The sequence below is a fragment of the Terrirubrum flagellatum genome (assembly GCF_022059845.1).
Taxonomy (GTDB): Bacteria; Pseudomonadota; Alphaproteobacteria; order Rhizobiales; family Beijerinckiaceae; genus Terrirubrum; species Terrirubrum flagellatum.
In genome coordinates, this window is sequence record NZ_CP091851.1 from 3,542,698 (window position 1) to 3,563,775 (window position 21,078).

The 21,078-nt window shown below is 64.8% G+C and carries 20 protein-coding genes; 10 read left to right on the forward strand and 10 right to left on the reverse strand.

Annotation, left to right across the window (positions count from 1 at the left end; genetic code table 11):
* Positions 1-2: 2 nt before the first annotated feature.
* A complete protein-coding gene (locus L8F45_RS17045; RefSeq protein ID WP_342359070.1) occupies positions 3-1,211 on the reverse strand; it encodes an alpha/beta hydrolase in 1,209 nt (402 codons plus the stop codon).
* Between the two features lie 166 nt (positions 1,212-1,377).
* Entirely contained in the window at positions 1,378-1,629 is a 252-nt protein-coding gene (locus L8F45_RS17050) for a hypothetical protein (RefSeq protein WP_342359071.1), read from the reverse strand.
* A gap of 176 nt (positions 1,630-1,805) precedes the next feature.
* Between L8F45_RS17050 and meaB the strand changes: the two genes are divergently transcribed.
* Both meaB and L8F45_RS17060 read left to right on the forward strand, forming a co-directional pair.
* The gene (gene meaB / locus L8F45_RS17055; protein ID WP_342359072.1) at positions 1,806-2,801 is read left to right on the forward strand and encodes a methylmalonyl Co-A mutase-associated GTPase MeaB; all 996 of its coding nucleotides are present in this window, start codon (positions 1,806-1,808) and stop codon (positions 2,799-2,801) included.
* Positions 2,802-2,808: 7 nt separating this feature from the next.
* Positions 2,809-3,468: a pyroglutamyl-peptidase I gene (locus tag L8F45_RS17060; protein ID WP_342359073.1), complete on the forward strand. Its 660-nt coding sequence runs from the start codon at positions 2,809-2,811 to the stop codon at positions 3,466-3,468.
* Positions 3,469-3,736: 268 nt separating this feature from the next.
* On the opposite strand, the gene L8F45_RS17065 is transcribed toward L8F45_RS17060, so the two are convergent.
* Together L8F45_RS17065 and argE are read right to left on the reverse strand one after the other, a co-directional pair.
* Positions 3,737-4,765 (reverse strand): asparaginase, encoded by a 1,029-nt coding sequence (locus L8F45_RS17065; protein WP_342359074.1) that lies wholly within the window; start codon positions 4,763-4,765, stop codon positions 3,737-3,739.
* Positions 4,766-5,043: 278 nt separating this feature from the next.
* Complete coding sequence (gene argE, locus L8F45_RS17070) at positions 5,044-6,207, reverse strand: acetylornithine deacetylase (protein WP_342359075.1); 1,164 nt, start codon at positions 6,205-6,207, stop codon at positions 5,044-5,046.
* A gap of 278 nt (positions 6,208-6,485) precedes the next feature.
* Here argE and L8F45_RS17075 point away from each other — a divergent pair, with 278 nt between their 5' ends.
* From L8F45_RS17075 to L8F45_RS17095, 5 genes are all read left to right on the forward strand, one after another.
* Positions 6,486-8,099, forward strand: a complete 1,614-nt coding sequence (locus tag L8F45_RS17075) for an ABC transporter substrate-binding protein (protein WP_342359076.1) — start codon at positions 6,486-6,488, stop codon at positions 8,097-8,099.
* Positions 8,100-8,153: 54 nt separating this feature from the next.
* On the forward strand, positions 8,154-9,131 hold the full coding sequence (locus L8F45_RS17080) for an ABC transporter permease (protein ID WP_342359077.1): 978 nt from the start codon (positions 8,154-8,156) through the stop codon (positions 9,129-9,131).
* A 92-nt stretch (positions 9,132-9,223) separates the two neighbouring features.
* Positions 9,224-10,060: an ABC transporter permease gene (locus L8F45_RS17085; RefSeq protein WP_342363474.1), complete on the forward strand. Its 837-nt coding sequence runs from the start codon at positions 9,224-9,226 to the stop codon at positions 10,058-10,060.
* A gap of 266 nt (positions 10,061-10,326) precedes the next feature.
* Positions 10,327-11,307 (forward strand): ABC transporter ATP-binding protein, encoded by a 981-nt coding sequence (locus tag L8F45_RS17090; RefSeq protein ID WP_342359078.1) that lies wholly within the window; start codon positions 10,327-10,329, stop codon positions 11,305-11,307.
* Positions 11,304-12,302 carry an ABC transporter ATP-binding protein gene (locus L8F45_RS17095; RefSeq protein WP_342359079.1) on the forward strand — a complete coding sequence of 333 codons (999 nt, stop codon included), beginning with the start codon at positions 11,304-11,306 and terminating at the stop codon, positions 12,300-12,302. Before L8F45_RS17090 ends, L8F45_RS17095 begins: the two co-directional genes overlap by 4 nt.
* Positions 12,303-12,324: 22 nt before the next feature.
* On the opposite strand, the gene L8F45_RS17100 is transcribed toward L8F45_RS17095, so the two are convergent.
* Entirely contained in the window at positions 12,325-12,867 is a 543-nt protein-coding gene (locus L8F45_RS17100) for a TetR/AcrR family transcriptional regulator (RefSeq protein WP_342359080.1), read from the reverse strand.
* A gap of 71 nt (positions 12,868-12,938) precedes the next feature.
* On the opposite strand from L8F45_RS17100, the gene L8F45_RS17105 reads away from it, so the two are divergent.
* Positions 12,939-13,286, forward strand: coding sequence for a hypothetical protein (locus L8F45_RS17105; protein ID WP_342359081.1), 348 nt, complete (start codon positions 12,939-12,941; stop codon positions 13,284-13,286).
* Positions 13,287-13,612: 326 nt separating this feature from the next.
* On the opposite strand, the gene otnI is transcribed toward L8F45_RS17105, so the two are convergent.
* Both otnI and otnC read right to left on the reverse strand, forming a co-directional pair.
* Complete coding sequence (gene otnI / locus L8F45_RS17110; RefSeq protein WP_342359082.1) at positions 13,613-14,383, reverse strand: 2-oxo-tetronate isomerase; 771 nt, start codon at positions 14,381-14,383, stop codon at positions 13,613-13,615.
* Between the two features lie 3 nt (positions 14,384-14,386).
* Positions 14,387-15,025, reverse strand: coding sequence for a 3-oxo-tetronate 4-phosphate decarboxylase (otnC, locus tag L8F45_RS17115; protein WP_342359083.1), 639 nt, complete (start codon positions 15,023-15,025; stop codon positions 14,387-14,389).
* A gap of 231 nt (positions 15,026-15,256) precedes the next feature.
* Here otnC and pyk point away from each other — a divergent pair, with 231 nt between their 5' ends.
* Together pyk and L8F45_RS17125 are read left to right on the forward strand one after the other, a co-directional pair.
* The gene (gene pyk, locus L8F45_RS17120) at positions 15,257-16,678 is read left to right on the forward strand and encodes a pyruvate kinase (protein WP_342359084.1); all 1,422 of its coding nucleotides are present in this window, start codon (positions 15,257-15,259) and stop codon (positions 16,676-16,678) included.
* A 15-nt stretch (positions 16,679-16,693) separates the two neighbouring features.
* Complete coding sequence (locus tag L8F45_RS17125) at positions 16,694-17,590, forward strand: DMT family transporter (protein ID WP_342359085.1); 897 nt, start codon at positions 16,694-16,696, stop codon at positions 17,588-17,590.
* Positions 17,591-17,860: 270 nt separating this feature from the next.
* On the opposite strand, the gene L8F45_RS17130 is transcribed toward L8F45_RS17125, so the two are convergent.
* From L8F45_RS17130 to pbpC, 3 genes are all read right to left on the reverse strand, one after another.
* Positions 17,861-18,190 carry a hypothetical protein gene (locus L8F45_RS17130; protein WP_342359086.1) on the reverse strand — a complete coding sequence of 110 codons (330 nt, stop codon included), beginning with the start codon at positions 18,188-18,190 and terminating at the stop codon, positions 17,861-17,863.
* Positions 18,191-18,272: 82 nt separating this feature from the next.
* The gene (locus L8F45_RS17135) at positions 18,273-18,923 is read right to left on the reverse strand and encodes a LysE family translocator (protein WP_342359087.1); all 651 of its coding nucleotides are present in this window, start codon (positions 18,921-18,923) and stop codon (positions 18,273-18,275) included.
* 102 nt (positions 18,924-19,025) lie between these two features.
* Positions 19,026-21,065: a penicillin-binding protein 1C gene (pbpC, locus tag L8F45_RS17140; protein ID WP_342363475.1), complete on the reverse strand. Its 2,040-nt coding sequence runs from the start codon at positions 21,063-21,065 to the stop codon at positions 19,026-19,028.
* Positions 21,066-21,078 lie beyond the last annotated feature (13 nt).

Below are 21,078 nucleotides of genomic sequence, written 5' to 3' on the forward strand. Positions count from 1 at the left end.
CTCTATTGAACCGTCGTGGACGCCGGCGGCGCCTGCTGCGTCTCGGCGGCGATCGGCGTCACCGGCGCCAACGCTTCCTGACTTACAGTTCCCGGCGCGGCGACCGGGCCAAGTGACGGCGTGGTCGGACCTGATGTGGCAGCGGATGCGGTCGCGACGCCTTCCGTGATCTTCGGCTCCTTCAAGCGGGCGCCGATCACCTGCACGATCTGCGGCGCTTCGGCGAACGCGCCGTGGCGCATATAATCGCTGGAGCCGATGCCGGTGAGATCATAGACGCGCACGCCAAGCGACGCGATCTCGTCGCGCTGCTCCCTGTTCGAGAGATCAAGCGCGCCGACGCGCGCGCGCAATCCTGCAAGACGGCTCGAAATCATCAGCGCGCGATCGTCGCTCGCGACAAACAGCGAGATGTTGTCGCCGCGCCCGATGCGCGCGATCTGGCCGCGGAACACGTCGAGATCGAGATCGGGCGCCGCCAGCATCACCGCGCCGATCTTGCCGCCGAGCGAACCGTCGCCGCCGATCGCGGCCTGACGCAAGGACTCCATGGCGAGCCACGACCCCATGGAATGGGCGAGCACATGCACGCGGCCGACATCGGGATTGGCGCCGAGATCGCGCAGCAGCTTCTCGAGCGCGTCGCGCGAGGCGGTCGCGCCGTCCTTGTCCGAGACATAGCTGAACATCGAAGCGCGCGATGGCCAGGCGAAAAGAATGGTCGCGCCGGCGAAATTCGTATCGGCGACGATTTGCGTTAGCCGGTAGGCCGCGTCTTCGAGACTGTTGTTGAAGCCATGAACGAAGACGAGCACGTCGCGCGACATGCCCTGACGACCAGCCAGCCTGCGCGACACCGACGCCTGCAGCCCCTGCCCTGACAGCGGACGCGGCTTGCCGAGCGTGACGTGACGCAACGGCGACTCCATCGTCACCACCGGGCGCTCGATCACGCCGGGGCTATGGCCCGGCGGCACGGTGGCGATGATCTCGGAAAAGGTCGCCTGACCGAGATTGGCCTTCTCGTGGGTCGAGGCGACGAGCAGCGAAATCTTCTTCGTCTCGCCAGGCGCGGAACTGAAGGGCGAATAGCTCGCGACGACGCCGGTGAGATCGCTGACGCCGGAGCTGATGCAGCCGCCGAGCCCGATCGCGAGGCCGATCACGCCGGCAAGCGCAGACAGTCTGGGGCGATGCGCGGCGGCGGTCACGGGCGTCTCCGATGAAGAAGGCGCTTCGCTTCCCATCCGCCCGTTAACGACCGGTGAAAATCAAATGAAGCGCGCCGCTTCCCTCGCCAGCGAGTATGGCGAGGATGCGGCGCGCTTCCGTCAAAAGACGTTTTCGCTCAGAAACTTCCCGGGCGTGGCGCCGCAATCACCAGCGCGGGCCGTAGAAGCGCGGACCACCCCATCCCCAGCCGTGACGGTGGCGCCAGCGCATCCAGTAGGGCGGCGGAGGCGGCGGGGCGTAGCCGAAGGCCGCGCGCGGCGGGCCGTAATAGCCCGGAGGCGGGCCGTAGCCCGGGCCATCGCCCCAGGCGAAGGCGGGCGAGGCCGCGAGAAACGCGCCGCCAGCGACCGCCGCAGCGGCGGCGAGGCGCTTCACTGTGACAAACCGACCTTGCATGACGCTCTCCTTCGCGTCGGAGGCGGACGGGATCGCCCGCTCCATATCCAACGCGCGCATCATGAGCGAAGGCGGCTGAATGCAGGCTGAGGCCGGCGTTCATCGGCTGTTGAAGTCGGCGGCGAAATCGCGGCCAAGCGGATGCGGCGCGGCGCGCAATCGGCTACATCGAACCCGTGAACGCCGCCGCCCGACAGCCCGCGAACGACGACCAATTGCGCGCTGCGCTCATCGCCGGAGACCGGGCGGCGCTGGCGCGCGCCATCACGCTGATCGAATCGAAACGCGGAGATCATCGCGCCCGCGCGCAGGCGCTGCTGCAATCGCTGCTGCCGCTGACCGGCGGCGCGATGCGCGTCGGACTGACCGGCGTGCCCGGCGTCGGCAAGTCGACGACGATCGACGCGCTCGGTTCGCTGCTGACGTCGCAGGGGCGCAAGGTCGCGGTGCTTGCCGTCGATCCTTCTTCGTCGCGCACCGGCGGCTCGATCCTCGGCGACAAGACGCGCATGGCGCGGCTCGCGATCGATCGCGGGGCCTTCATCCGCCCCTCGCCTGCCGCCGGCACGCTCGGCGGCGTCGCCAGCCGCACGCGCGAGACGATGCTGCTCTGCGAGGCCGCGGGCTTCGACGTCGTCATCATCGAGACCGTCGGCATCGGCCAGTCCGAAACCACCGTCGCCGACATGACCGATTTCTTCCTCGTGCTGATGCTGCCTGGCGCAGGCGATGAATTGCAGGGCATCAAGAAGGGCGTGCTTGAAATCGCCGATCTCATCGCCGTCAACAAGGCGGATGGCGATAACCTCCCGCGCGCCCGCGCCGCATCGTCGGAATATTCGGCGGCGATGCATATTCTCGCGCCGGAATCTTCGTTGTGGACGCCGCCCGTCATGCTGATCTCGGCCGCGAACGAAACCGGCCTCGATGAAATGTGGGCGCATGTCATGGACTATCGCGCGCGCATGACGGCGAGCGGCGATATCAGTCGCAAGCGCAGCGCGCAGGAAGTGCGCTGGATGTGGGCGCTGGTGGAAGAAAGGCTGCGGGCGAAGCTCGCGCATGATCCCGCGCTGAAAGCGCGCATTCCCGCGATCGAGCGCGCGGTGTCGAAGATGGAACTGTCCGCGCCAATGGCCGCCGACCAGATCGCCGCGCTGGCGGGACTTTGAGGATCGAATGGCGAAACCGCTCAAGCTGCTCGTCACCGGCTTCGGCCCGTTTCCCGGCATTCACGTCAATCCGACAGATCGGCTCGCGCGCCTTCTCGCGCGCTCCGGCCGTTTCCGGCGCATGGGCATCGCGATCGAGGCGCATGTGTTTCCGACGCGCTGGGCGACGGTTGCGCGCGACCTGCCTGACGTGCTGAAGACAACGAAGCCGGACGCCGTGCTGCATCTCGGCGTCGCCGGACGGCGGCGAAAGATTTCCGTCGAAATGTTCGCGCGGCCTTCGCCTTCAGCGATTTCGCCCGACGCCGGCGGTAAGAGCGCCGCGCCAGCAAGCCGGAAGGGCGCGGCGTTACTGCGACGGATCGCAGCGCCGGCCGCGCCGCTGCTGAATGCGCTGGAGAAAGCCGGCTCGGCGTCGCATCTCTCGCATACGGCGGGGCGCTATCTCTGCAACGCCATCTATCATCAATCGCTCTCGTTGCGCGCAGAGGCGCGCGACAAGCGGCCGACGGTGTTCATCCATGTGCCGATGCCGGGACCCGCGCGCGCCTCGCTGCCGCTTTCACGCGTGAGATCGCGCAAGCCAGGAGAGCGCGCGACCTTGAAGGGGTTGGAAGAGGCGTTGCTCGTGCTGGCGAGAGCGGCGCGAAGCGCGCAGAATGGCTAGCAAGTGCGGCGTATAGAGAAACTTTTCTGAAGCCGCTTCGCGAATTTTTTCGCTGGGCCCCGGACTTCATTCCGCTCAGGCTTCGCCTTCGCTGCATGAATCCGGGGACGGTGAGAGCTTCAACATCGAACCATGAAGCTGTCTCCGTCCCCGGTTCCATGAAGTGAGCGAAGCGAACGGAATGGAGACCGGGGCCCAGCGAAAGACTCGCGAAGCGCATCTTCGCTTGATTCAAGAAACTGCAAAAAAGGAGCTGAAGAAGCGTCGATTATCTCTGCTCCAGCGGCTCCAGCACCCTCATCAGTTCCGCGGAAGGCTTCATGTCGCCGACATGAATGCCGTTCCAGTTCTTCAGCGCCGGCGCCCGCGCGCGATCGACCACCGCGCGCTCCGAGTCATTCAGCTTGAGCAGCGACGCGATCACGCTCGCCATGACGATCTCTGATGCGCGGCCGGCGCCGTCGGCGCATTTCAGCGCGACGCCAAGGCCTGTTTCGGGAAGCGCCGCGCAATAGACGCCTTCAGCGCCGGTCTTGGTGAAAGCGCGCTCGCGCAACGCCTCCATCACCACAGTATCGAAGCCGCCGGTTCCGCGCACCATGAAGGGCTGCGCCGCGACCGCCTTCCTGATGCGCTTCGCCGCCGCAGCGCGCGTGGCGTCAAGCGTCTCGCCGGAGCCGAAGCGCGCGAAGGCGCGCGCCAGCGCCGACAACGGCGTCGCGTAACTCGGAATCGAACAGCCATCGACGCCCATCACGCGCTCATCGAGCGCAACGCCCGCGATCTCGCTCATCGCGGCGCGGATGCGGCGCTGCACAGGATGTTCGGGCTTCACATAGCCCCTGGGGTCCTCGCCTTCATGGCAGGCCGTGCAGACGAAGCCGGAATGCTTGCCGGAGCAATTGTTGTGAAGCTGCGTCGGCTTAGCCCCGCGCGCCGAAAGCGCGCGGCCGACTTCCTCGCCCGGCCAGTGGGCGCCGCATTCGAGACAGGGTTCATCGCGGCCCGCTTTCGCGAGCATGCCGCGCGCGGTCTCCACATGCGCGTCCTCGCCGCGATGGGAGGCGCAGGCGAGCGCGATCTCGGCGTCGGTCAGCTTGTAGCGATCGGCCGCGCCGCTCTCCACCAGCGGCAGCGCCTGCAGCCCCTTCACTGCAGAGCGCGGGAACACGCCGCGCTCGACATCGCCGAGCGAGAGCAGGAGCTTGCCCTGGCCGTCGCTGATCGCGAGCGCGCCGACATGGCGGGACTCGACCAGCGGGCCGCGCGTGACTTCAACGAGGATGGGATCGTTCATGGCGTTCGCTTGCGACTGACGGCCGCGCCATGACACGGACCGCAGCACACAAGCAAGCGCGCTTTCTGTTCCTGGTTCCCTGGAGCGAGCATGGCGAGCGAAAGGGAGACCGGGACCCAGCGCAAAGAGTCGCGCTGAAGGCGCGACGATATTCCATTTAGTGTAAAGCGCTCGCTGCGCTCGCAAGTCGTTACGCTAGGCCCCGGACACGGTTCCGCTCCACTTCGTTGCGCTTCACCGTTCCGGGGATGAAGAGAGCCCCACCTCGAACGCAATCGCTACTTCGCGCAATGCTGGATCAGATTATCGACGAACTTCGCGCAGGACAGAAGCTGCGCAATTTCGACGAACTCGTCCGGCTTGTGCGCCTGCTCGATCGAGCCGGGACCAATCACCACCGTCGGAATGCCAGCCATCTGCACGAAGAGGCCGGCCTCGGTGCCATAGGCGACCTTGGCGTGATCGTTGCGGTTGGCGAACTTTTTCGCCAGCGTCACCACCTCGGTCTCGGGCGCGGCGTCGAAACCAGGCACGCCGCCAGCCCAGTCGAACTCGAAGCCGCAGGCGGGATCGATCTTCTTCATGCGCGGTTCAAGCTTTTCCCTGGCGTAGCGCTCGACCGACTTCGCAATCTCGGTGGGATCATCGAGGCCGATGGCGCGCACCTCATAGGTGAACTTCGCCTGTTCCGGCACGATGTTGCTCGCGACGCCGCCGGAGAAAAGTCCGACCTGCGTCGTCGTATGCTGGATATCGTAAAGCGGATCGCGATTGCCTTCGGTCTCCAGCTTCTCCTCGAGATCGCGGATGAAAGACACGACGCGAGCGCCCCATTCGATCGCATTCACGCCCTGCGGCACGAGCGAGGAATGCGCCGCCTTGCCCTTCACCGTCACCCAGACGCGGCGACCGCCCTTGTGGCCGATGATCACCTGCATGCTTGTCGGCTCGCCGACGAAGCAGCCCTTTGGAATCACCGGCCTGTCCTTCAGCTTGTCGAGCAGGGTGCGCACGCCGACGCAGCCGACCTCCTCGTCGTAGGAGAAAGCGAAATGAATCGGCGTCTTGAGGTTGGCCTTCACCATCGCCGGCGCCATGGCGAGACAGACCGCGTCAAAGCCCTTCATGTCGCAGGCGCCGCGGCCATAGAGCTTGCCGTCCTTCTCCGCGAGCGCGAACGGATCGGTCGACCAGGACTGGCCATCGACCGGCACGACGTCGACATGGCCTGACAGCACGTAGCCTGGCTTGTCCGCCGGCCCGATCGTCGCCCAGAGATTGGCCTTCTCGCCGGTCTCATCCATCACGCGCTCGGTCGCGACGCCAAGCCCCTTCAGATAATTCTCGATCCAGTCGATGCAGGGCAGGTTGGAGTTGCGGCTCGTCGTGTCGAACGACACGAGGGATCGGAGAATGTCGGTGATGGCGCGGGCGTCGGTCATGGCTTGGAGTCTTGAGCTTTCTGATCGTGAAGGGCCAAATATCTGAGAAGTTGCGGAACCTGGAAATCCGGAATTCCGGCGGCCGGGCGCCGCTGTTGAAGCATTGTCCGCGCCATCTTGCGAGAGCGCTTCATCCGGCGCAACGTGTCGGCAGGACGCGACAGCCGGCGAGGCGCTTGCTGTTTCCCCTTTGTTCGGCGGGAGGGCCGCGGGGAACGGCGAAGAATCGCGGAATTCGCGCGGGCGAACACCGGGCGCGCTTGTTTTGGAGGAGTTCAATGATCCGTTCGTTTTCGCTCGCCCTGTCGGTTGCGGCGCTGACCGCTGCTGTGGCGCAGGCGCAGGAGCTGCGCATCGGGCTGTCGTCGGAGCCGACATCGGCCGATCCGCAATTCCATGCGCTGAACCCGAACAACGCGCTCGCGCTGCACGTCTTCGGCGCGCTCGTCGACAATGACGAGACGCAGCGGCTGACTCCGGGGCTGGCGCGCTCCTGGAAGCCGCTCAACGACACGACCTGGGAATTCAAGCTGCAGCCGAAGGCGACCTTCTCGAACGGCCAGAAGCTGACGCCGCGCGACGTGGTCTATTCCTTCTGCCGCGTGCCCTTCGTCGAGGGATCGCCCGGCCCCTTCAGCTATGCGATCAAGAGCGTCGTCGCGATGGAGACGCCGGACGATGAAACACTGATCATCAAGACCGCCACGCCTGATCCACTGCTGCCGAACAATCTGATTTCCGTGAACATCCTGAACGCCGACGTTTTCGGCGGCGGCAAGAACATCAAGTTCAAGCCCGGCGGCTGCGAGGATTTCGGCGGCAATCCGAAGCCGGTGGAATTCAACAATCCGGCGAAAGCCATCGGCGCAGGCCCCTACAAATTTGTCGAGTTCACGCTCGGCTCGCAGATCGTGCTTGAGCGCAACGAGAATTACTGGGGCGAAAAACCGTACTGGAAAAAAGTGACGATGAAACCGCTCTCCAACGCGGGCGCCCGTGTGGCCGGCCTGCTGGCGGGCGACGTCGACATGATCGAAGCGCCGCCGATGCAAGACATCGAGCGCATCAAGACATCAGGCGCGACCATTTCGCAGGCGCTGACGAGCCGCGTGATCTATATCCAACTCGACCAGTTCAACGATCCCAACTGGAAGTCGCCAACCGTCAAGGGAACCGACAAGAACCCGATGCTCGACAAAAGGGTGCGGCAGGCGATGTCCATGGCGATCAACCGCCAGGCGATCGTCGAGCGCATCATGGGCGGCGTCGCGGTGCCGGCGGGCGAACTCCTGCCCTACCCCATGTTCGGGTCGACGAAGGGCTTTCCGATCACGAAGTATGATCCCGACGGCGCGAAGAAACTCCTCGCCGAGGCCGGCTATCCCAACGGATTCGAGATCACGCTGGCGACGCCGAACGACCGCTACATCAATGACGAGAAGGTGGCGCAGGCGGTGGCGCAGATGTGGACCCGCATCGGCGTGAAGACCAACATCGACGCCATGACGGCCGGCACCTTCTTCACCCGCCGCACCAAATATGAGTTCTCCGCCTTCCTTGCGGGATGGGGCTCGGCCACCGGCGAAATCTCGAATTCGCTGGTCGCGCTTTCCGTTAGCCACAATCCCGGCAAAGGGCTCGGAACCACCAACCGCTCGCGCTACTCAAATCCGCAGATGGACGCGCTCGTGATCAAGGCGACGGAGACCATCGACGACAAGGAGCGCGAGAAGCTGCTGCAGCAGGCTTCAAAGATGGTCGCCGACGATGTCGGCATCCTGCCGCTGCATTTCGAGATCCGCCCCTGGGCGTTGAAGAAGGGCCTGACCTACAAGGCGCGCTCGGACGAGAACACGCTCGCCATGGGCGTGAAGCCCGGCCCGTCCAACTGATTGCAAGGCTTCGTCGCGCCGCTCCGGCGGCGCGGCGACAGCGCGAGTCAAAATATGCTGGTTTATCTGATCCGACGTTTCGCCCAGGCCGCTCTCGTCGTGGCGGTGATGGCGACGGTCGTGTTCGTGTCGATGTATGCGATCGGTAATCCGATCGATTTGCTCGCCGCGCAGGACGCGAGCGACGCGGAGAAGGCGGCGCTGGCGCGCGAGCTCGGCCTCGACAAGCCGCTCTGGGAGCAGTTCTTCATCTTCGCGGGCAACGCGCTGCGCGGCGATCTCGGCAAGAGCTTCGTTTATAACGAACCCACGTTGAAGCTCATCCTGCAGCGCCTGCCCGCAACGATGGAGCTCGCGCTCACCGCGCTCGTGCTCTCGGTCGCGCTCGGCGTGCCGCTTGGCGTCTATGCCGGCCTGAAGCCCGACTCCTGGTTTTCACGCACGGTCATGTCGGGCTCGATCCTCGGCTTCTCCCTGCCGAATTTCTGGATCGGCTTGATGCTCATCCTGTTCTTCGCCGTTGAGCTGAAATGGCTGCCCGCGAGCGGCCGCGGCGAAACGGTCAACGTGTTCGGCGTGCCGATCTCGCTGCTGACATGGGACGGGTTGCGCCATCTCTTCCTGCCGGCGCTGACCCTCTCGCTCTACAAGGCGGCGCTCGTCGTGCGGCTCGCGCGCGCCGGCACGCGTGAAGTCGCGATGCAGGATTATGTGCGTTTCGCGCGCGCCAAGGGGCTTTCCTATCGGCGCATCGTGCTCGTCCATATCGTCAAGAACATGATGATCCCCGTCGTGACCGTGATCGGCCTCGAATTCGGCTCGATGATCGCCTTCGCCGTCGTCACTGAGACCGTGTTCGCCTATCCCGGCATGGGCAAGCTTTTGATCGACTCGATCAATCGGCTCGACCGGCCTGTCATCGTCGCCTATCTCATGTTCACTGTGATCCTCTTCGTCGTCATCAACTTCATTGTCGACCTGATCTACGCCGCGATCGATCCGCGCGTGCGTCTGGTCGAAGCCAAGGGGTGATCGCCATGACCGACGCCGCCCTTTCACCTGCCGCGCTGCCTCCCGCAGCCGATCGCGGCGAAGCGCTGTGGAAGCGCCATGTCGCCTCCTTCATGCAAAGCCCGTCCGCGGTGATCGGGCTCAGTATTCTTCTCATCCTGCTGGCGCTGGCGATCCTCGCGCCGTGGATCACGCCGCAGAACCCTTATGATCTGACGCAGCTCGATATCATGGACGGCACGCTGCCGCCGGGCTCGAAGATGGGCGCCGGCTTCACCGCCTGGCTCGGCACCGACGAGCAGGGCCGCGACATGCTGTCCGGCATCATCTACGGCATGCGCATCTCGCTCGGCGTCGGCGCTGTGTCCGTCGTTTTCGCCTGCGCCATCGGCGCCTCGGTCGGCGTGCTCGCCGCCTATGCCGGCGGCAAGGTTGATACGATCGTCATGCGCGTCGTCGATCTCCAGCTCTCCTTTCCTGCGATCCTGATCGCGCTCGTGCTGCTCGCCGTGTTCGGCCGCGGCGTCGACAAGGTGGTGATCGCGCTCGTCGTGGTGCAATGGGCCTACTATGCGCGCACGGTGCGCGGCTCGGCGCTTGTCGAACGTCGTCGCGAATATATCGAGGCGGCGCGCTGCCTTGCGTTGCCGAAGAGCCGCGTGGTGTTCCGCCATCTGCTGCCGAACTGCCTGCCGCCGCTCATCGTCGTCGCCACAGTGCAGGTGGCGCACGCCATCGCGCTTGAATCGACGCTGTCCTTCCTCGGCGTCGGCGTGCCCGTGACCGAGCCTTCGCTCGGCATGCTGATCGCGAAGGGCTACCAGTATCTCCTGTCAGGCAAATACTGGATCTCCACCTTCCCCGGCGTCGCACTCGTGATCGCGATCGTCGCCATCAATCTCGTCGGCGATCGCCTGCGCGACGTTCTCAATCCCCGGCTCGCGCATTGATGTCTCTTTCCAGAGAGGTCCGCCGCCGTCCCCGGTTCCATGAAGCGAGGCGAAGGCCGAGCGGAATGGAGACCGGGGCCCAGCGGAAGAATTGCGAGCGTAGCGAGCTCATATGATTGATCGAAGAGAAGTGCGCCTGCGGCGCAGATTTGTTGTGCTGGGCCCCGGACACGGCTCCGCTCGGCTGCGCCTCGCTGCGCCGTTCCGGGGACGGGTATGCGCCTGCCCCGGAGCGCCGACGCCGCTCTTGCTCAAAACAAGCTGACATGACCGCCGTTCTCGAAGTCTCCGATCTCGCCGTCACCTTCGGCGCGCGCGACGGGTTGGTGAAGGCTGTCGACGGCGTCAGCTTCTCCGTGTCGCGCGGCGAAGTGCTCGGCCTCGTCGGCGAATCCGGCTCGGGCAAATCCGTCACCGGCCTTGCGATCATGGGTCTGATCGACGCCCCCGGCAGCATCGCGCGCGGCTCGATCAAGTTCGAGGGCGAAGAGCTCATCGGCAAGACCGAAGACGAGCTGCGCGCGTTGCGCGGCCGTCGCATGGCCATGATCTTCCAGGATCCGATGTCGACGCTCAACCCCGTGCTGCGCGTCGACACGCAGATGATCGAGACGGTGCAGGCGCATGAGCGTGTGAGCGAGAAGGCGGCGCGCGCCCGGGCGCTGGAGGCGCTCGGAAAGGTCGGCATTCCGTCGCCGGAAGAGCGGCTCGTCGCCTACCCCCATCAGTTCTCCGGCGGCATGCGCCAGCGCGTCGCCATCGCGATCGCGCTGCTGCATGGACCATCGCTGATCATCGCGGACGAGCCGACCACCGCGCTCGACGTCACCATCCAGGCGCAGATTCTTTCCGAAGTGCAGCGCCTCGCGGAAGAGACGGGCACCGCGCTGGTCTGGATCACACATGATCTCTCTGTCGTCGCCTCGCTCGCGGATCGTGTCGCCGTGATGTATGCGGGCAAGCTCGTCGAGGAAGGCGGCGTCGCCGATGTGCTGACCGCGCCGCTGCATCCCTATACAAGCGGCCTCATCGGTTCGGTGCCGAGCCGCAACAAGCGCGGCGTCCCGCTGGCGCAGATTTCAGGCATGACGCCCTCGCTCGCGCGCCTGCCGCCGGGCTGCGCCTTCCGGCCGCGCTGCGGGCGCGCCAGCGATATCTGCACGACGGCGCCGGAAGCGACTGATTTCGGCCATGGCCGCAAGGCGCGCTGCTTTCATCCTCTTGTCGCTCCGGAGATCGCGGCATGAGCGCCCCTCTTCTCTCGCTTTCCGGCGTCTCCAAACGCTTCGTCACCCCGATCGATGCCGCGGAAAAAATCGCGAACCTGTTCGGGGCGAAACGCGAAGCAAAGATCGTCCGCGCCGTCGACAGCGTCGATCTCGATATCGCGCAGGGCGAGGTGGTCGGACTCGTCGGCGAATCCGGCTGTGGAAAATCAACGCTCGGCCGCATCGTCGCCGGCATCATGGATCCGTCCGACGGCGTCGTCCGCTTTCGCGGCGGCGATGTCGCCAAGATGGACAGCCGTGAACGTCGCAAGGCCGACCTTGCGGTGCAGATGGTGTTTCAGGACCCGATGGCGTCGCTCAATCCGCGCATGCGCGTGATCGAGATCGTCGGCGAGGCGCCGGTCGTCCACAAGCTCGTTCCCGCGAACGACATGGAGTCCTATGTGGCGGAAATGTTCCGCCGCGTCGGGCTCGATTCAGCTGCCATGCGGCGCTATCCGCACCAATTCTCCGGCGGCCAGCGCGCGCGCATCGGCATCGCCCGAGCGCTCGCGGTGAAACCAACCGTGCTCGTCTGCGACGAAGCGACGGCGGCTCTCGATGTGTCAATCCAGGCGCAGGTGATCAATCTCTTCGTGAAGTTGCGCGAAGAACTTGGCCTCACCTATCTCTTCGTCAGCCATGATCTCGGCGTCGTGTCGCATCTCTCCGATCGCGTCGCCGTGATGTATCTCGGCCGCATCGTCGAGCTCGGCGCGACCGAAGCGATTTTCGCGAAGCCGAACCATCCCTACACGCAGGCGCTGCTCGCCGAGGTGCCGCGGCTCGAACCGAAGAAGAAGAAATTCGCGGCGTTGAAAGGAGAAATCCCCTCGCCTTTGAAACCGCCGCCGGGCTGCCATTTCCATCCGCGCTGTCCGCACGCTTTCGCACGCTGCAAGACGGAGCGGCCGGCCTTGAAGGAGATCGCGCCCGGCCGCATGAGCGCGTGTCATCTGAACGACGCGGCGTAGCTGAGCGCCAACGCTCGACCCGTCAGGCGCTCCCTGTGGCAATCCGAAGGAGTTCGTCGATCAGGGCCTGCCGCTGCTTCCGCGAGATCGCCCTCTCCGAGAGCGTAAATCCAAGGAACGCCCAATAAAGAACCTGGGCGCTGGCTTGCGCCCGCGATGGCGGAGATCCGGATTTCTCGAAAAGCCTGACGATATAAGACAGCCGCCGCTGATCGATCGAGGCCACGACCTTGCGCGCGAGCGGCTCATGCGCCGCCCAGTTGCGAACGGCCATTTCCGTTTTCAATCTCGCGCCGAACGCGCGGCGGATCAGCCGCGCCAGCGCCTCGCCGCCCCTGCTTTCAGTTTCAAGCTCGGCGATGATGCGCTCGGTTGCGACATCGCGCCAATGATTCAGGAGCGCCGCGTGAAACGCCTCCACATCGGCGAAGTGCCAGTAAAAGCTGCCGCGCGAGACGCCCATCGCTTTCGCCAGCGGATCGGCCTTCAGCGCCGTGAAGCCGCGCGCCGTCAGCGTCTTCAGCCCCTGGTCAAGCCAGTCTTTCGCCGACAGCCGATCAGTCATTCCACACCATACACTTCTGTATTGACTCTCGCCAGCCCAGCGTACCATACAGTCATGTATGGAGATCGACGATGCAGGACATGCTTCTCCAGGCCGCCGGAGCGGGCGCAATCATCGTCGCCCTGATCCACTGGTATTTGAGCGAGACGCATGTGTTCACGCGTCTGGTGATTGAACCGCCGCGGCTTCGACCGCTGGTGCGGCTGGTCTGGCATTGCAGCACAGTCGCCTGGATTGCGGGCGGCGTGCTTTTGATTGTCGCGCCGATGTTTCCGTCGCCGGCGCGACACTGGATCGTCGCGACAATGGTTGCGAACTATCTGTTTGCGTCCGCAGCGAACGCCTGGGCGACGAAAGGCCGCCATTTCGGCTGGATGGCGCTGGCCACCGTCTCGGCGCTCGCGGTGGCGGGATATTGATCCGCGGCCTGTCGCGACGGCCGCTTTCATCCACGCCGCGCGCTGCGAGACGAAGCGGTCGGCGCTGAAAGAGATCGCGCCCGATTTCCAGACAGAATAGTTCGAAGCCGCTGCGCGGAGTCTTGCGCTGGGCCCCGGACTTCATTTCACTCGCTGACGCTCGTTTCATGAATCCGGGGACGGCGAGAGCTTCATTGCGAAGCGGCGAAGCTCTCGCCGTCCCCGGAACGGTGAAGCGAAACGAAGTGGAGCGGAACCGTGTCCGGGGCCCAGCGAAAGAATAGCAAAGCGCTTCGATTTATGGATCGGTTCCGGATTAGCGCCGACTAGCGCCGCAATTCCTTCAGCCATCCCAGCCCATCGAGCGTCTTGCCCTTCGGACGATATTCGCAGCCGATCGGCCCGGAATAACCTGATTTCTCGATTTCGCTGAAGATCACGGGAAAATTGAGTTCGCCGAGATCGGGCTCGTTGCGGTCAGGAACGGACGCGATCTGGATATGCCCGATGATCGGCACCAGAGCACGCAGCCGCATGATTACGTCGCCATGCAGAATCTGGCAGTGATAGAAGTCAAACTGCAATTTCAGGTTCGGCAATGACAGATCCTTGATGATGCGCTCGGCCTGTCCGAAGTCGTTGAGGAAATAGCCGGGGACGTCGCGGCCGTTCAGCGGCTCGATCACAACAGTTGCGCCGATCGCGGCCGCCTTTTCAGCGGCGTGCGCCGCATTCTCGCGGAAGCACGCGTTCGACGCCGCGTTCACGGGCGTGCGCCCGGCCATCATGTGCATGCGCTTTGCGCCGGTCGCCTTGGCGTAAACGATGGCGCGATCAACATGAGCGCGGAACTCGTCGCGGCGATCGGGGAGCGCGGCAAGACCTCGCTCATCCTTCGCCGCATCGCCGGGCGGGAAATTGAATAAGGCGACCTCAAGTTTGTAGCGCTGAACGCGCGCGGCGATATCGTCAGGCGAAAAATCATAGGGGAACATGAACTCGACGATGTCGAAGCCGGCGTCAGCCGCGGCTGCGAAGCGATCGAGGAAATCCCATTCGTTGAACATCATGGAGAGGTTGGCGGCGAAGCGCAGCATGAGTCACCTTGGCGCGTTGAAGACGCTGACGAGTTCGTCGATCTGCGCGCCTTCGAGCAGGCGCGGCTTCAATCCTCGCGTCAGCACGGCGAGCTTCGCGGTCTCCTCAAGCTCCTCGCTCGCATAGACCGCGCTTTCAAGATCGCCGCCTGAGACCACAGGCCCGTGATTGGCGAGCAGCACTGCCGCGAAGCGGCCCTCGAGCGCGCGGATCAGGTCGCCCATCCTCGCATCGCCCGGCCTGACGTAGGGCAAGAGCTTCACGCGGCCGACGCGCATGACGACATAGGGCGTCAGCGGCGGAACGCAGTCCTCCGCGTCGATATCGGGCAGACAGGAGAGCGCGGTGGCGTAGGTCGAATGCAAATGGACGATCGCTCTGGCGCCGACGCGGGTGTCGAGGAAGGCGCGGTGCAGGAACACCTCCTTCGAGGGCGGATCGCCTGCGACATGACGTCCTTTTTCGTCGAGCTTCGAGATTTTCGCCGGATCGAGGAAGCCGAGGCAGGAATTCGTCGGCGTGATCAGCATGCCGTCATCGAGCTTCAGCGAGATGTTGCCCGAGGAGCCTACGGTGTAGCCGCGATCGAAGAGGGATTTCGCGAGGCGGGCCATGCGCTCTCGCGACGCTGATTCAGACACGACGTCCCGCTCCCCTTGCATGGCGGCGGCGGCAAACGGCGAGAGGCCTGCGCCGATGCGCATTCTGTCGCAATCCCGTCATGAGCCTCCTCGTCCTAACGCGTTTGGAGGCGAAAGCCTACGCGATCCCGCCCGCTGAAGCGACAGGCTTGACGCAACTCGCGAATTCCGTTTGGCCTTGGGCGCAAAATCGCTAATCTCGACTGCCAACAACAAGGGCGCGCGCGATCCATGAGACGCCTTCGACGCATCAAAATTCTCGCAACGCTGGGACCGAAAACGCTCAATCCCGCTTCGATCCGCCAGCTTATCGAAGCGGGCGTCGACGTGTTCCGGCTCAATATGAGCCATGGCGGGCGGGAAGCGATCGCCGACCGCGTGAAGATGATTCGCGCCATCGAGACCGAGCTCGACCGGCCGATCGGCATCCTCGCCGACCTGCAGGGGCCCAAGCTGCGCGTGGCGAGTTTCGCCGGCGGCTCCGCGAAGCTCGAAAAGGGCGGCGGGTTCACGTTTGATTCCGATCCGGCGCCGGGCGACGTGAACCGCGTGCATCTGCCGCACCCCGAAATTCTCTCTTCGCTCAAACCCGGCGACCGCGTCATCCTCGATGACGGCAAATTGTCGATGATCGTGCAGACGGCGACGCCGAAGCAGGCGACGCTGCGCGTCGAAGTCGGGGGCGTTCTCTCCGACCGCAAGGGCGTCAGCCTGCCAGACACCATCATCCCCGTCTCCGCCATGACCGAGAAGGATCGCGGCGATCTCGATGCGGCGCTCGAAGCCGGCGTCGACTGGATCGCGGTGTCCTTCGTGCAGCGGCCGGACGACATGGCCGAAGTGCGCAAGGTGGCGCGCGGCCGCGCGCTGGTGATGGCGAAGATCGAGAAGCCGCAGGCGATCGCGCGGCTCGAGGAGATCATGGAAGCGTCCGACGCGCTGATGGTGGCGCGCGGCGATCTCGGCGTCGAAATGCCGATGGAGAAGGTGCCTGGCCTGCAGAAGCAGATCACGCGCATGGCGCGCAAGCTCGGCAAGCCGGTGGTCGTCGCCACGCAGATGCTGGAATCGATGATTTCGAGCCCGGTGCCGACGCGCGCGGAGGTGTCCGATGTGGCGACCGCCGTGTTCGAAGGCGCCGACGCCGTGATGCTGTCGGCGGAAAGCGCGGTCGGGCAATATCCGATCGAGGCGGTCGCGATGATGAACCGCATCGCGAGCGAAGTCGAAAGCGATCCCTTCTTCCGCGCCATCATCGACAACCAGCGCACTGATCACGAGTCGACCGCTTCGGATGCGATCTCGGCTGCGGCGCGCGCCATCGCCGACACGCTCGATCTCAAGGCGATCGTGGCGCTGACCGCATCCGGCTCGACCGGCCTGCGCGTCGCGCGCGAACGTTCGCAGACGCCCATGATCGCGCTCACTCCCTCCGTCGATACGGCGCGGCGCCTCGCCGTCGCCTGGGGCGTGCATGCAGTGACGACCGAGGATTTCACCGATCAGGACGAGATGGTGAACCGCGCCTGCGCCATCGCCGTGCATGAGGGCTTCGCGAAACCTGGCGATCGCATCATGATCGTCGCCGGCGTTCCCTTCGGATCGCAGGGCGCGACCAACATGGTGCGCATCGCTTTCGTTCCAACGCACTGAGGCGTTTCGCCCTCCATGGCGCGGAAAGAGAGCATCGACGCGCGCGCGGCCGCGCTGCTGACGCTGATGTGCGCGACATGGGCGGCAGGACAGATCGCAACCAAGATCGGGCTTCTCGGCATCTCGCCGAACTGGCAGGCGGGCTTGCGGTCTCTCGGCTCGGCGTTGCTGGTGATCATGTGGGCGCGCCATCGCGGCGTGTCGTTGTTCCAGCGCGACGGCACGCTTCCCGGCGGGCTTCTCTGCGGCGCTGTTTTCGCGGCCGAATTCGCCTGCCTGTTCATCGGACTTGAACATACGACAGCGGCGCGCGGCGTGATCTTCCTCTATATGGCGCCTTTCGTCGTCGCCATCGGAGCGCACTGGCTGATTCCGGACGATCGCATGAGCTGGCCCAAATTCGCCGGCCTCTCCTGCGCTTTCGGCGGGCTCATTCTCGCGGTCTGGAACGGGCTTTCGCATTCGGCCGCGAGCGAATTCTTCGGTGACGCGCTCTGCTTCGCCGGGGCGATATGCTGGGGCGCGACGACGCTGATCGTGCGCGGCACAGCGCTCTCGAAAGCGAGCGCGGAGAAAACGCTGCTCTACCAGCTCGCTTTCGCCGCCGTCGCACTGCCTCTGTTCGGCGTCGCGCTTGGCGAACGCGGCGTCTTCAATCCGACATGGCCGGTGATCGCGACCTTTCTCTTCCAGATGGTGTTCGTGACCTTCATCACCTTTCTCGCCTGGTTCTGGATGATCACGCAATATCCCGCGACGAAGCTTGCGGCGTTCACCTTCCTCACGCCCGCGATCGGCGTCGTCTTCGGCCATGTCGCGCTCGGCGAACCAGTGACGCCGCTGATGATCGCGGCGCTCGCCTGCGTCGCCGCGGGAATTTTCCTCGTGAACCGGCCGGCGAAATCTGCGTGATGTCGCCTGATTCTCTGGCTCTGCCCGCGAAGTGTGGCCACGCAATCATCACGAAATCACGCCTCGCGCTAAGAATGAAACGCTATTTGCGCCGTGTTCCTTCTCCCCTTGCGGGAGAAGGTGTCGCCGAAGGCGACGGATGAGGGGGAAACTCGATGCGAGGCGCTGCCCCTCACCCGGCCGCCTCCGGCGGCCACCCTCTCCCGCGAGGGGAGAGGGAAGCGCATTTGCTTTTGACATACGAACAATGGCGGCGTGTAGAACCGCTACTTAACCCATTCGACTGCGGCTCTCTAAAATCCGCAATATCTGCACCCGCTCCGGAATCTCGATGAGATAATCCTCATCCTCGGGCAGATGATGCGTGAGATGGGGATCGCCGCCATCAGGCGCCATCTTTTCAATGCTGTCCCAGTACGAGATCGTGACGAATTCGACCTCCGTCTCGCCATCGTCGCGCAGCATCTCGACCGAGAGCGCACCCTTCCCGATCAAGGGATCAATACCGGTCGCGAGCCAATAGCACTGATAAGCGTCGGCCTTCTCTTTCTTTGTGCGGCCGCGCCAGATACGCGCATATCTCGGCTGTGAACTGCTCATCAGACATCTCCGCCCTCTCTCAGGGACGAACGCGGCGCGGGCGCGATCGTTTCATCACGCCCGCCAGCGAATGCGGATGCCGTTATTTCTTCTGGTTGCCGGCGAAGGCGGCCGTCAGGCCGAGGCCGATGAACACCGCGCCGCTGACATAGCGCTCGAATTTAAGGTAGCTGCGGCTGCGCTTCAGCCAGGCGCCCGCCGTTCCCGCCGCAATCGCATAGGCGCCGTCCGTCACCATGCCGAGCGCGGTAAAGAGCGCGCCGAGCAAAGCGATCTGCATCGCGACATGGCCGCGGCTGACATCGACGAATTGCGGCAGGAAGGCGAGGAAGAACAAGGCGGTCTTCGGATTCAGCAAATTGACGACGAAGCCTTCGCGGAAGAGCTTCGCATTGTCATGACGCGGCATCGCGGCGCCGGCTTCCGCTTCCTCGGGGCGGCTGAAGATTTTCCGCAGGCCGATCCAGATGAGATAGGCGGCGCCGGCGTATTTCACGATGCTGAAGGCGAGCGCCGACGAAGCGAGCAGCGCCGACAGTCCCAGCGCCGCAGCGGCGACATGAACCAGAGTCGCGGTGTGAATGCCGAGGATCGAGACAAGACCCGCGCGCCTGCCCTGCTCCACCGAGCGGCCGACGATGTAGAGCACGGCAGGGCCGGGAACGAGCAGCAGCGCCAGCGCAGCGGCGGTGAAGAGGCTGAGATTGGCAAGGCCCGGCGTGACGAATTCCATGATTGGCTCCCTGCATTGATCGTTGCGGCAGGAAACGCAGGGCGCGCGCGATCTGTCAACGCATCGCGCGAAGGGCGCGATACAACGGGAAGAGACGCGGCTTTAATCCAGCCTGATCTTCACGCTTGCGGTCGCGCCATTGGCGTCAACAATGGAAAGCTGCGCGAAGCCCGCGCCATCGGGCGCCCATGTCGCCTGCCGGCGCGGCGATTGCTCGGCCACCGGCTTGCCGTTCACCAGCCAGGTGAAGGGCGCGACGCCGCCGGTCGCCTTCATCACCAGCGGTTCGCCATCGGCGACGCCGCGGGCGAGGCCGAGATCGATGCGCGAATCCGCCAGCGGAAACGCGATGCGCAGCGGAATGGATGCGACGGCGCCGGCCGTCTTCGGCGCGTCCTTCTTCAGGTTGCGCAGCGGCGGCGGCAGCGTCGCATTGGTGGCGATCAGCGCTTCGCCGGGCGGCGGCGGAAAATCGGAATCAATGCCGGCGCGCGAAAACGCGTCGAACAAAATCGGCGCCGCAACCTGCCGCCCCACAAGTCCAGACACCGACGCGCCATCGGGACGGCCGATCCAGACAGCGATCGTCATGTTGCGGTCGTAGCCGATCGACCAGGCGTCGCGATAGCCGTAGGACGTGCCGGTCTTGAAGGCGATGCGGCCTTGCGGCGCGTTCACCGGCGGCGGCGCGCCGCGCAGGATGTCGGCGATATACCAGGCGGAAACGCGACTTGTCAGGCGTCGCGGCTGCTGCGTCTTCGCTTCATTCGCGCGCCAGACCAGCGGGATCGTGTCGCCGCCGCGCGCGAGGCCCGCATAAAGCCGCGCGAGGTCGGCGAGGCGAATGCCGACGCCGCCGAGGCCGATTGCAAGGCCGGGGCTTGAATCCTTCGGCAGGACGAGATCGGCGCCTGCGCCTTTCAGACGCGTCAGCAAATTCTGCGGATTCACTTCCGCCAGCAGTTCAACCGCGGGCACATTGAGCGAATTCTGCAACGCTTTTCGCGCGGTGACATTGCCCTGATAGGTCTGGTCGAAATTCTCCGGCGCATAGATGCCGAAGCGCGACGGACGATCCTCCAGCATCGTTTCGGGATGGGCGACGCCGTTCTCGAACGCCAGCGCATAGATGAAGGGTTTCAGCGCGGAACCCGGCGAGCGCACGGCGAAAGCGAGATCGACGCCGCCGGCGCGATCGCCCGAGAGATATTCGCCGCCGCCGACATGGGCGCGCACTTCGCCGGTGGCGTGATCGACGGCGAGAATAGCGCCCGCGAGCTTCGGCCCGAGCTTCTCGACGCGTTGGCGCACAAGCTCTTCCAATGACGCCTGCAGGCGCGCGTCGATGGTGAGCTTGATCACGGATTCATTCGGCGTCTGCTTCAGCGCCGCTTCAGCCGCATGCGCAGCCAACATCGGGAACGGACGACGCGCCTTTGGCACGGGCTCGCCCTTGGCGCGCTCGGCCTCGGCCATCGCAATGACGTTCCATTCGGCGGCGCGATCGAGCACGCGGTCGCGCGCGCGGCGTGCGATCTCGGAAAAGCGATCCGGCCGGCGTGTTTCAGGCGCTTGCGGCAGAGCGACAAGCAGCGCCGCTTCGCCGAACGACAGGCGGCGCGGCTCTTTGCCGAAATAGGTCAGCGACGCCGCGCGCAATCCTTCGATGTTGCCGCCATAGGGCGCGAGCGCGAGATAGAGATCGAGGATTTGCTGCTTGGAGTAAGCGCGCTCGAGCTGCCAGGCGCGCACGATCTGCCTGAGTTTCGCAGAGAGGCCACGCTCTTCGCGCGGCTCCAGCAGACGCGCGACCTGCATGGTGAGCGTCGAGCCGCCGGAGACGATGCGTCCGTGGGCTGCAAGCTGAATCGCGGCGCGCGCCATCGCCTTGAGATCGACGCCGCGATGCGCTTCGAAGCGGCGATCCTCATAAGCCATGAGAATCTTGAAATAACGGGGATCAACCTCCGCCGCGTGGACGGGAATTCGCCAGCGTCCATCGCGCGTGGTGAAGGGGCGCAGGAGGCGCCCGTCGCGATCAACGACGACGGGCGAACGCGCCTTCGCCATCGAGACATCGAGCGGGCCGAGCGATTTCGCGAAATAATAGAGACCGCCGGCGGCTGATGCGCCGGCAATCATAATGAAGGCGCAT